Origin of the sequence: Streptomyces sp. NPDC049597 (assembly GCF_040675505.1) — a bacterium.
GTDB lineage: Bacteria > Actinomycetota > Actinomycetes > Streptomycetales > Streptomycetaceae > Streptomyces.
The window spans coordinates 97,721-107,751 of record NZ_JBFAOY010000025.1 but is presented as its reverse complement, the minus strand read 5'-3'; the positions used below and the strand labels follow the sequence as shown (position 1 = coordinate 107,751).

The 10,031-nt window shown below is 70.0% G+C and carries 11 protein-coding genes and 1 riboswitch; of the genes, 5 read left to right on the top strand and 6 right to left on the bottom strand.

Annotated features, from left to right (window positions below; all coding sequences use genetic code 11):
- Both AB0K02_RS25590 and AB0K02_RS25585 read right to left on the bottom strand, forming a co-directional pair.
- Nucleotides 1-571, bottom strand: a 571-nt coding sequence (locus tag AB0K02_RS25590) for a PLP-dependent transferase (protein WP_365994856.1), incomplete at its 3' end; no start/stop codon positions are given.
- Between the two features lie 51 nt (nucleotides 572-622).
- A complete protein-coding gene (locus AB0K02_RS25585) occupies nucleotides 623-1,000 on the bottom strand; it encodes a phage holin family protein (RefSeq protein WP_365994855.1) in 378 nt (125 codons plus the stop codon).
- Nucleotides 1,001-1,047: 47 nt separating this feature from the next.
- Here AB0K02_RS25585 and AB0K02_RS25580 point away from each other — a divergent pair, with 47 nt between their 5' ends.
- From AB0K02_RS25580 to AB0K02_RS25565, 4 genes are all read left to right on the top strand, one after another.
- Nucleotides 1,048-1,365 carry a cupin domain-containing protein gene (locus AB0K02_RS25580; protein WP_365994854.1) on the top strand — a complete coding sequence of 106 codons (318 nt, stop codon included), beginning with the start codon at nucleotides 1,048-1,050 and terminating at the stop codon, nucleotides 1,363-1,365.
- Nucleotides 1,366-1,493: 128 nt separating this feature from the next.
- On the top strand, nucleotides 1,494-1,709 hold the full coding sequence (locus AB0K02_RS25575; RefSeq protein WP_365994865.1) for a DUF5326 family protein: 216 nt from the start codon (nucleotides 1,494-1,496) through the stop codon (nucleotides 1,707-1,709).
- A 309-nt stretch (nucleotides 1,710-2,018) separates the two neighbouring features.
- Nucleotides 2,019-2,567, top strand: coding sequence for a helix-turn-helix domain-containing protein (locus AB0K02_RS25570; protein WP_365994852.1), 549 nt, complete (start codon nucleotides 2,019-2,021; stop codon nucleotides 2,565-2,567).
- 145 nt (nucleotides 2,568-2,712) lie between these two features.
- Complete coding sequence (locus tag AB0K02_RS25565; protein WP_365994851.1) at nucleotides 2,713-3,147, top strand: SsgA family sporulation/cell division regulator; 435 nt, start codon at nucleotides 2,713-2,715, stop codon at nucleotides 3,145-3,147.
- A 22-nt stretch (nucleotides 3,148-3,169) separates the two neighbouring features.
- Here AB0K02_RS25565 and AB0K02_RS25560 read toward each other — a convergent pair whose 3' ends face one another.
- Complete coding sequence (locus AB0K02_RS25560; protein WP_365994850.1) at nucleotides 3,170-4,498, bottom strand: YibE/F family protein; 1,329 nt, start codon at nucleotides 4,496-4,498, stop codon at nucleotides 3,170-3,172.
- A gap of 71 nt (nucleotides 4,499-4,569) precedes the next feature.
- Nucleotides 4,570-4,702, top strand: a riboswitch (TPP riboswitch).
- Here AB0K02_RS25560 and thiC point away from each other — a divergent pair.
- Nucleotides 4,695-6,470: a phosphomethylpyrimidine synthase ThiC gene (gene thiC, locus AB0K02_RS25555; RefSeq protein ID WP_365994849.1), complete on the top strand. Its 1,776-nt coding sequence runs from the start codon at nucleotides 4,695-4,697 to the stop codon at nucleotides 6,468-6,470. Its footprint overlaps the riboswitch before it by 8 nt.
- A 155-nt stretch (nucleotides 6,471-6,625) precedes the next feature.
- On the opposite strand, the gene AB0K02_RS25550 is transcribed toward thiC, so the two are convergent.
- The 3 genes from AB0K02_RS25550 to AB0K02_RS25540 all read right to left on the bottom strand — a co-directional run bounded on the left by AB0K02_RS25550 (nucleotide 6,626) and on the right by AB0K02_RS25540 (nucleotide 9,969).
- Nucleotides 6,626-7,450: a hypothetical protein gene (locus tag AB0K02_RS25550; protein ID WP_365994848.1), complete on the bottom strand. Its 825-nt coding sequence runs from the start codon at nucleotides 7,448-7,450 to the stop codon at nucleotides 6,626-6,628.
- 148 nt (nucleotides 7,451-7,598) lie between these two features.
- Entirely contained in the window at nucleotides 7,599-8,681 is a 1,083-nt protein-coding gene (locus tag AB0K02_RS25545) for a metallophosphoesterase (RefSeq protein WP_365994847.1), read from the bottom strand.
- A 175-nt stretch (nucleotides 8,682-8,856) separates the two neighbouring features.
- Nucleotides 8,857-9,969: a LacI family DNA-binding transcriptional regulator gene (locus AB0K02_RS25540; RefSeq protein ID WP_365994846.1), complete on the bottom strand. Its 1,113-nt coding sequence runs from the start codon at nucleotides 9,967-9,969 to the stop codon at nucleotides 8,857-8,859.
- Nucleotides 9,970-10,031: the final 62 nt, after the last annotated feature.

Below are 10,031 nucleotides of genomic sequence, written 5' to 3'. Positions count from 1 at the left end.
CGCCGAGGTCCAGCGGCCGCTGCCCGAGCGGGGTGGCGAGCGTGTTGTCGACGGCGACGAGCGCGCCGACGGCGTGCGCGGCCTCGGTCAGGCGCCGTACGTCGCACACGTCGAGGCCCGGGTTGGACGGTGTCTCGATCCACAGCAGCCGTGCCCCGCCGAGGACGGAAAGCTGCGCGTCGCCACCGGTGGGGGCCGTGCGGACCTCGATGCCGTACGCCTCGAGCTGTTCGCGGACCAGGGGCAGGGCCTGGTAGCCGTCGGAGGGCAGGACGACCGCGTCGCCGGACCGCAGCCGCGACAGGAGGACGGCAGAGACCGCAGCCATGCCGGACGAGAAGGTGATGGTCTCGACGGCCTCCCCCGGCGCCTCCAGTTCGCTGATCGCCTGCTCCAGGCGGGTCCAGGTCGGGTTCTCGTCGCGGCCGTAGGTGTACGGGCCGGTGGGCTCGCCCGGCAGGTGGAAGTGGGCGGCGAAGACCGGGCCCGGCAGGGGCGGCTCGTACTTCACCGGATCGGGCAGCCCCGCCCGTACCGCTCGTGTGCCGTCTCCTCGGGGCGCACCGGTCATGCAGGCCGCTCCTGTGCCGCGTCTTGTGCGATGCCGGATCTCATGCCGCGCTCAGTCCTTGTCGGGCAGGACGACGTTCAGCGCCCACGAGACGACGGAGATGATCAGGCCGCCCAGCACGGCGGTCCAGAAGCCCTCCACATGGAAGTTCAGATCGAATTGGTCGGCCAGCCACGAGGTCAGCAGCAGCATGAGCGCATTGATGACCAGGGTGATCAGACCCAGGGTGAGGATGAACAGCGGCAGCGTGAGCAGCTTCACCACGGGCTTGACGAGGAAGTTCACCAGGCCGAAGATCAGCGCCACCAGGATGAGGGTCCACACCTTCTTGCCAGTGCTGTCCCCGGTGAGGGTGATGTCCTGCAGGAGCCAGATGGCCACCAGCAGGGCTCCCGCGTTGGCGATCGTCTTGACTAGGAAATTCATCATGTGTCTGATCGTGGCAGACGTATCGGGCCAAGTGCAGGGGCGGACGGATGAAGGCATTCCGACTGGACGAGCTGGAGGCGGAACGCGCCGCCAACGACGGCGCGTATCTGCAGTTCCTGCGTGAGCGGAACATGTCGGTCGGCCTGTACGCACTGGACGCCGGACAGATCGATCCGCAGCTGCCCCACAACCAGGACGAGGTCTACCTCGTCGTCAGCGGCCGTGCCTCGATCACGGTGGGCATGGAGACGACGCAGGTCGGGCGGGGCAGTGTCGTCTACGTGCCGGCGGGGATGCCGCACAAGTTCCATCACATCAGCGAGGATCTGCGGGTCATGGTGGTCTTCTCTCCCCCCGAGAGCTGAGCCGGACCCCGCACGGTCCCTAGGGGTTCACTCAGGGGACTTCAAGGGATCACGGGCCCCCGGGCAGAGCGTCCCTCCGCCTAGCATCGAAGGCACGCAGTCCAGGAAACGAGGTAGGGACGATGGCCGTGCGGAAGCTGTTCGCGGGGATGCCCTGGTGGGTGAAGTGGATCGCGGTGCCTGTCATCGCCCTTGCCGTGTTCGGCGGCCTGATCACGAGCGTCATCTGGTTCGTGGTCAGCGTGCTCTTCAAGGTGCTGCTCTTCGTCGCGCTGGTCGGCGGACTGATCTTCGTCGTACGGAAGTTCATGGCGTCCTCGGGGTCGTCGCGCGAGGACTGGTGAGCGGGTGACGGGCGTCCGTTAGCCCGGTCGGGGGAACGGGCCGGACAAAGCCCGCCCCGTGCCGGGTGCTGCCCCTAGAGTGGCAGCTCTCTGCCGCCCCCTCGGACATCTCGGCGCACGTGTGCGCCGGCCGGCGCACACGTGCCGGCCCGCGGCTGACCGCCTGTTCAGACCGGCTGTTCAGGGTCCCGGGGTTGCGGCGGCCGCGCGGGGGCGGCCCCCGCGGGCGGGCACGCTGCCCGTCACCACGCCTGGGGGTGACCTTTGGCCGGGGCTACGAACGCCGCTGTCCCTACCCTGATCGGCTCGGTGCAGCGTGCGCTCCGGCTGCTGGAGGCGGCGGGGGCGCACGAGGGCGGAGCCCCCGCCAAGCAACTCGCGCGCGAGGCCGGCATTCCGCTGCCCACCGCCTATCACCTGCTGCGCACCCTGACGCACGAGGACTATCTCCGCCGGGACAAGGGCGTGTTCACGCTCGGGGACGCGATCGGACGGCTGGCCGGGAGCGGACGTGTGCGCGGTCGCCGCAGCACCGTCGAGGACTCACTGACGCACTGGCGGGACGCGTTCGACGTCGCCGTCTACCTGGCCGTCCACCGCGAGGGCGGGATGCGCGACCGTGCCGCGCTCCTGGAGCGGCCCGAATCCCCCGTGCCCGGCGAACCGCTCGTCGAACGCCAGGAGTACGCGATGGGCACGGTCTGCGCGGCCATTCCGATCACAGCGGGTGACATGGCTGGGACGATGGCCGTCTCCCTCCCCGTGCACCAAGAGGCCAGGCTCGGCCCGGCAGTTGAACAGCTGCAGGCAGGGATCGGCAGCCTGCTGGCATCGCTGGCGTTCTCTATCAGTATCTGAAATATCACTCCTTGTGATCTGCTGCCGCTTCCAGCACGATGGCGTCGACAAGGCCGAGAGAGCCGGCAGCGATCGTTCCTGGCCGTTTCCCTCCTTTTTTCGTCAGCACGATTCATTCCATGCTTCAGCTACTGCGAGGTACGTGATGCGCGAGTCGGTCCAGGCCGAGGTTCTGATGAGTTTTCTCGTCTCCGAGGAGCTGTCCTTCCGGATCCCGGTGGAGCTGCGCTACGACACCGCGGATCCGTACGCGGTGCGGATGACCTTCCACCTTCCCGGTGACGCCCCCGTGACCTGGGCCTTCGGCCGGGAACTCCTGCTCGACGGGATCAACACGCCGAGCGGGGACGGCGACGTGCACATCGCGCCGACCCGGGCCGAGGCGCTGTCGGACGTCCACATCCGGCTGCGCGTCGGGAGCGATTCCGCGCTGTTCCGCGTCGGCGCTCCGCCGCTCGTCGCCTTCCTCGACCGTACGGACAAGCTGGTGCCGCTCGGCCAGGAGCTCGCGCTGGGTGATTTCGAGGTCAGCCTGGAGGAGGCGCTCGGGCGCATCCTGGCCGAGGAGAACGCCGGCTGACGGCCGGTGATCGGCCGCCGCGCTACTTCTTGCGGCGCCGCCCCCTGCCGCCCCGTGCGGGCGCGGCCGCACCTTCGGCCGCCCGTCCCGGGCGATCCGCGGACACGACGAGTGCGGCGAGCGCGGTGGTCACGGGTACGGAGGCGACGAGCCCGATCGAGCCCACCAGGGTCCGGACGATCTCCTCCGCCACCAGCTCGCTGTTGGCCACCGTGCCCACGCTGGACTGGGCGATCGAGAACAGCAGCAGCAGCGGCAGCGCCGCGCCCGCGTACGCGAGGACGAGCGTGTTGACGACCGAGGCGATGTGGTCGCGGCCGATCCGGATGGCGGAGCGGTAGAGGGCGCGCGGCCCCATGTCCGGGTCGGCCTGGTGCAGTTCCCACACCGCCGACGTCTGGGTCACGGTGACGTCGTCGAGCACGCCGAGTGAGCCGATGATGACCCCCGCGAGCAGCAGGCCGCTCATGTCGATGTTCGGATAGAGGCCCTTGATCAGGCCGGTGTTGTCGTCGGTGTTGCCGCTGAGACTGGCCCAGCCGATGAACAGTGAGCCGAGCAGGCCGATGAGAAGCAGTGAGATCAGCGTGCCCAGTACGGCGACCGACGTCCGCGCGGTGATGCCGTGGCACGAGTAGAGCGCGATGAGCATGATCGCGCTGGCCCCGACCACCGCGACGATCAGCGGATTCGAACCCTGCAGGATCGCGGGCAGGATGAACAGCGTCAGCACGGCGAACGAGACGGCGAGCGCGATCAGCGCCATCACGCCGCGCATGCGTCCGACCAGGACGACCACCAGGGCGAAGATGCCCGCCAGCAGGGCCATCGGGAATCCGCGGTCCACGTCGGTCACCGAGTACTGCAGATCGCGGGGCGCGTCCGGCGCGTACGCCACCACCACGCCCTGGCCCTCCTTCAACTGACGCGGCGCGTCGGGCTGGACGATCTCGACGAACTTCCGGCCCTTGTCCTTGCCGGTGGTGACCTCGACGGTGGCCTTTCCGCAGTCTCCTCGCTGCGCGGTGACCGCCTCGCGGCCCTCGGGCGTCGAGGTGTCGCCCGTCGGCGGGACCTGGCCGGCGTTGACGTCCTTGCAGTCGACCCTCTCGACGCTCACCACCCTGCCCTGCTCGGTCTGCCGGTCGAAGCCGACGCCGGAGCGCTCGTGGCCGGGCGCCGAGCCCGGCCACAGCACGGCGAGGCCGACGAGAACGGCCGTCGCGAAGGGGATCAGCACCGCGGCGATGACCTTGCGAAGGTGCTGGGAGACGGGCGCCGCCGGCCCGTGACTGTGCACGTGGCCGTGGTCGTGGCCCTGCTGTTCGGGGTGCTGCGGTGATGAGGTCACGGACAGATCATCGCAAGAACGAGAGGGGCCCTCTGTTCAGCGCGCCAGACGTGACGCTAGCGTGGTGTCACCTTTGCACACGCGGGAGCTCGGAGCACCGGGCTGAGAGGGCGCTGACCTTCGTACATCCGTACGGGACAGCTGCGCCGACCGCCGAACCTGTTACCGGGTAATGCCGGCGTAGGGAGTAGGTCTCATGACCGTATCGGACGCACGCACGCCTGCCTCGAACCAGAACGACGAGGCCGGGAAGTCCATCGGCTGGCACAAGGGGTACGTCGAGGGCTCGCGTCCCGACCTCCGTGTGCCGGTCCGCAAGGTGCACCTCACCAACGGCAAGGACGTGACGCTGTACGACACGTCCGGGCCGTACACGGATCCCAACATCGAGACGGACGTACGCCGCGGTCTGCCGCCGCTTCGGGAGAACTGGATCGTCGCTCGCGGCGACACCGAGGAGTACGCGGGCCGCCCGGTCCGCCCGGAGGACGACGGAATCAAGCACACCTCGCCGCGCGGCGGCCTGCGCAACCTCGACGCCGTCTTCCCCGGCCGTCAGCGTCAGCCGCGGCGGGGCCGGGACGGGCAGGCGGTGACGCAGCTCGCGTACGCCCGCCGCGGCGAGATCACGCCGGAGATGGAGTACGTCGCCCTCCGGGAGAACGTCGCGCCCGAGGTGGTGCGGGAGGAGATCGCGGCGGGCCGCGCCGTCCTGCCGGCGAACGTCAACCACCCGGAGATCGAGCCGATGATCATCGGCAAGCGGTTCCTGGTGAAGGTCAACGCCAACATCGGCAACTCCGCGGTCACCTCCTCCATCGAGGAGGAGGTCGAGAAGATGACCTGGGCGACCCGCTGGGGCGCCGACACGGTCATGGACCTGTCCACGGGCCGGAACATCCACACCACGCGCGAGTGGGTCCTGCGCAACTCCCCCGTGCCGATCGGCACCGTGCCGCTCTACCAGGCGCTGGAGAAGGTGGACGGCAGGGCCGAGGAACTGACCTGGGAGATCTACAAGGACACGGTCATCGAGCAGGCCGAGCAGGGCGTCGACTACATGACCGTCCACGCCGGCGTCCGCCTGCCGTACGTGCCGCTCACGGCCAACCGCAAGACCGGGATCGTCTCGCGCGGCGGCTCGATCATGGCCGCGTGGTGCCTGGCGCACCACAAGGAGAGCTTCCTCTACGAGCACTTCGAGGAGCTCTGCGAGATCCTCGCCGCGTACGACGTCACGTACTCCCTCGGCGACGGCCTGCGACCCGGCTCGATCGCGGACGCCAACGACGAGGCGCAGTTCGCGGAGCTCAGGACGCTCGGTGAGCTGAACACGATCGCCAAGCGGCACCACGTGCAGACCATGATCGAGGGCCCGGGCCACGTCCCGATGCACAAGATCAAGGAGAACATCGACCTCCAGCAGGAGATCTGCGAGGAGGCGCCGTTCTACACGCTCGGCCCGCTGACCACGGACATCGCTCCGGCCTACGACCACATCACCTCCGGCATCGGAGCGGCGATGATCGCGTGGTGGGGCACGGCCATGCTCTGCTACGTGACGCCCAAGGAGCACCTGGGCCTGCCGAACCGCGACGACGTGAAGACCGGCGTCATCACCTACAAGATCGCGGCACACGCGGCGGACCTGGCCAAGGGGCACCCGGGCGCCCAGGAGTGGGACGACGCGCTGTCCGACGCCCGCTTCGAGTTCCGCTGGGAGGACCAGTTCAACCTGGCCCTCGACCCCGACACCGCTCGGGAGTTCCACGACGAGACGCTGCCCGCGGAGCCGGCGAAGACCGCGCACTTCTGCTCCATGTGCGGTCCGAAGTTCTGCTCGATGAAGATCTCCCAGGACATCCGCCGACAGCACGGCGGCAACCAGGAGGAGATCGAGGCGGGCATGGCGGAGAAGTCCAAGGAGTTCGCCGCTGCGGGCAACCGGGTCTACCTGCCCATCGCGGACTGACACAGGTCACGGACCGCCGCCTCCGCCCGGCCCCCTTGCGTCCGGCCCCTTTCCGTCCGGCCCTCGTGCACGAGCACGGGTGCGGACGTCGGTGGCGCGGGCGGAGGCCGGGCGTACGGCGGCGGTGCCCGCTGGTCCGGTGGGCGGGCCGGCGGTCAGTCCGGCTGGTGCTCCGGGCCGCCGAAGTCGGGGCTGGAGAAGTCCGGACTGGTGTAGGTCGGACGCCGGCCCGCTGTACGGCCCTCGGCCGGGCTGGAGAAGTCCGGCCCGCTGTAGCCGACCTTGGGGATGCGGTTCACGCGGTGCGGGGGACCGGCCGGGGACGCCGTGGCGGCGGGGTCGGTCAGGGCCGCGCGGAGGAAGGGCAGGATGCCCCGCTCCAGCAGGGCCTCGCACCAGGCCTCTTTGGCCAGCCGGACCTCGTCCGGCAGCTCGCCCTCCTGCCGCCCGTCCGCGACATGGCTGGCACCGTTGCGCAGGGCGGTGAGCAGCAGCGCGACGGCCGCCACCAGAATGGCGGCGGCCATGAGCGCCCCGAAGACCCAGCCGGTGAAGACCAGGGTGTCGGCGAAGGACGGGGTGGGGCTCAGCATCTTGAGGATGTAGCCGACGATCAGGAAGATCGCGGCCGCCGTGCCCGCGAGGAGCGGCGCCAGGACGGCGACGACGGCCGCGACTCCGGCGCCGGTCCCGGCCGCCTCGCCGGCCGGGGCGGTGGGCGAAGAGCCGTGCACCGAAGCGGCGGCGGACGCGCGCGTCTCCGCGCGGACCTTCACATAGTGCTCGTACTCGGCGGCGGCCGAGGCGGTGATCAGCGCCGTCGCGCTCAGGGCCATGGCGCGCAGTTGTTCGGGGCTCAGCCGCGCTTGCACGGCGGCCGGATCCTGACGTTCGCGGGCGTCGCGCAGTGCGCCGTCGAGGACCCGCTCGTACTCGGCGCGGTCCTCGGTCAGCAGGTGCGGAGCGCTGTTCATGTGCATCCCCCGATGCTCCGTAGGGCCGGACCGCCCGTGTGTGCCGGGCAGTTGGGCGGAAACGGAGGAGAGCCTGCTACGGATAGGCCGATGGTAGAGCGGTTACGCCACGGCGTGACAGGGGGTTTCCGTAAATCGCCTGCCGCCGCCCCGGTCAGCCCCGCAGCGGGAGCTGCTGGACAAGAAGCTTTCCGGCCATGGTCACTCCGCCGTCCATGGCGATGGCCAGATTGTCCGCGTACACATGGGGACTTTCGACGACGGGACGCTCGCCGTCCTCGCCGTCCTCGGTGCCGACCTCACCGAGGAGGTACGGGATCGGGCTGTGGCCGTGCACCACGCGCGTGCCGCCGTACGCGGACAGCAGTTCGCGCACGGCCTGCGGGCCGCCTTCGTCGCGGAAGGCGAAGCGCTTGGTGAACTTGCGGAACAGGTCCCAGCACTCGTCGGCGTCATTACGGGTGAGGATCGCGTGCACCGCGTCGTTGACGTCCTCGATGGTCGAGCCGTATTCGAGGTAGGCGGTGGTGTCGGAGTGGAGCAGCAGATGGCTGTCCTCCTCCACGATCGCGTCGAGCCGGGCCATCCACTGCAGGTGGACGTCCTGCAGCCGGTCCATGTCGTATTTCTGGCCGCCGTTGAGCAGCCAGGCGGCCTGGAAGGTGGCGGTGCCCGCACCGGAGTTGACGGGGGTGTCCCCGAAGCGCTTCGCGCCGATCAGCAGCAGCTCGTGGTTGCCCATGAGCGCCTTGCAGTAGCCGCCGGCGGCCGCGGCCTCCGCGGACAGCCGCATGACGAGGTCGATGACGCCGATGCCGTCGGGGCCGCGGTCGGTGAAGTCGCCGAGGAACCAGAGCCGGGCGTTGCCCGCGGACCAGCGGCCCTCGGAGTCGATGAGGCCCTTCTCGGCGAGGGCGGCGACGAGTTCGTCGAGGTAGCCGTGGACGTCGCCGACGACGTAGAGCGGGCCGAGGCCGTCGGGCGCCGGCTGGTCGTCCACCGTGACCTGCACCTGGACGGTGTCGCCCGGTCCGCCGCGGGTGATCACGGGAAGGTCGCGCGCGGTGGGGGTGTAGCCCTCCGGCGGCTCTCCCTCGGGGAACGCGTTGCCGGGGTGGCCCGCGTGGCCGGGGTCCACGGACTGCGACTGCACGGGAACCTGCGCGTACGGCGGCACGCGGAAATCACGCAGCGTTGCCGTCCGCACCACGGGTCCTTGACCGGCCCCCTGAGTCATCGACCCCTCCACCACCGTCGCGCCGCCGTTCACCTCTCGGCCCAGCCTGGTCGAGGGTGGTCCGCGGTGTCGTTCGCCCATCATAGGAATGAGCCCGGCGGTGTGTGACGCACCAGGGGTGGTGAATCCTTCCGCACCCCTGGTTCATCGGCCCTTTCGCCCCAATTGGGTTGGTCTAGTCCTTCGTGGGGGACCGCGGCGCGCTCACCGTGGTGCGCGGAGGACGGCGCTGTGAGGACGTCCTGACGATCAGTTCGGTCGGTATCACCTGCTCGATCGGCCGGTCCTCGTCGACCCCCTCGATGGCGTCGATCAGCAGCTGGACCACGGCCGTGCCGATCCGGCGGGGCTTGAGCGAGAGCGTCGTGATCGGCGGCTCGGTGGTGGCGTACACGGTCGACTCGCTGCAGCACACGAGCAGCAGGTCGTCGGGGACGCGCAGGCCGTACCGCCGGGCGGCGGCCAGCAGGTCGGTGCCGTTGGGGTCGAAGAGGCCGTAGACGGCGTCGGGCCGGTCCGGCCGGGCGAGCAGCCGGTCGGCGGCGACGGCACCCGCGCAGGGGTCGTGCGCCGGGTAGGACTCGTAGACCGGGTCCTGGCCGACCCGTTGGCACCAGTCGAGGTACGCGGTGGTCGACAGCCGGGTGTAGGTGTCGGTGGTGGTGCCCGTGAGCAGGCCGATCCTGCGGGCGCCGGCGGCGGCGAGGTGGTCGAGCAGGTCGAGTACCGCGGCTTCGTGGTCGTTGTCGACCCAGGCGGTGACCGGGAGCGTACCGGCCGGGCGGCCGTCGGAGACGACGGGCAGGCCCTGGCGCACCAGCTCGGTCACGACGGGGTCGTGGTCGGAGGGGTCGATGACGACGGTGCCGTCGAGGGCGACGTTCGACCAGACGTCGTGGCGCGAGGTGGCGGGGAGGATGACGAGCGCGTACCCGCGGGCGAGCGCGGCGGACGTGGCAGCTCTGGCCATTTCCGCGAAGTACGCGAATTCCGTGAAGGTGAAAGGTTCATCCCCGTAGGTCGTCACGGTCAGGCCGATTAAGCCCGATTTCCCCGTTCTGAGTGTGCGGGCCGCGGCGGAAGGGCGGTAGCCCAGCCGGTCGGCGACCTCGCGGACATGCCGACGAGTGGCGTCCGGGAGTCTCCCTTTGCCGTTGAGCGCGTCGGAGACAGTTGTGATGGAGACTCCGGCTGCGGCGGCGACGTCCCGGATGCCCGCCCGGCCTTGCCGGCTGCCCCGGCGGGATGTGTCCGTCCGGCTCACCTGGTGCTTCCCTGCTGCTGTCATGGCGAGCCGATAGTAGGGCTCGCGCGGTGGGTCTGGCCGGTCGCATATGCAGGCGTTGACAG

Excerpts from the sequence above, each read along its gene's own strand:
- AB0K02_RS25585 (WP_365994855.1), bottom strand. The coding sequence starts at position 1,000 with ATGATGAATTTCCTAGTCAAGACGATCGCCAACGCGGGAGCCCTGCTG.
- AB0K02_RS25540 (WP_365994846.1), bottom strand. The coding sequence starts at position 9,969 with ATGACAGCAGCAGGGAAGCACCAGGTGAGCCGGACGGACACATCCCGC.
- AB0K02_RS25545 (WP_365994847.1), bottom strand. The coding sequence starts at position 8,681 with ATGACTCAGGGGGCCGGTCAAGGACCCGTGGTGCGGACGGCAACGCTG.
- AB0K02_RS25565 (WP_365994851.1), top strand. The coding sequence starts at position 2,713 with ATGCGCGAGTCGGTCCAGGCCGAGGTTCTGATGAGTTTTCTCGTCTCC.
- AB0K02_RS25580 (WP_365994854.1), top strand. The coding sequence starts at position 1,048 with ATGAAGGCATTCCGACTGGACGAGCTGGAGGCGGAACGCGCCGCCAAC.
- thiC (WP_365994849.1), top strand. The coding sequence starts at position 4,695 with ATGACCGTATCGGACGCACGCACGCCTGCCTCGAACCAGAACGACGAG.
- AB0K02_RS25550 (WP_365994848.1), bottom strand. The coding sequence starts at position 7,450 with ATGCACATGAACAGCGCTCCGCACCTGCTGACCGAGGACCGCGCCGAG.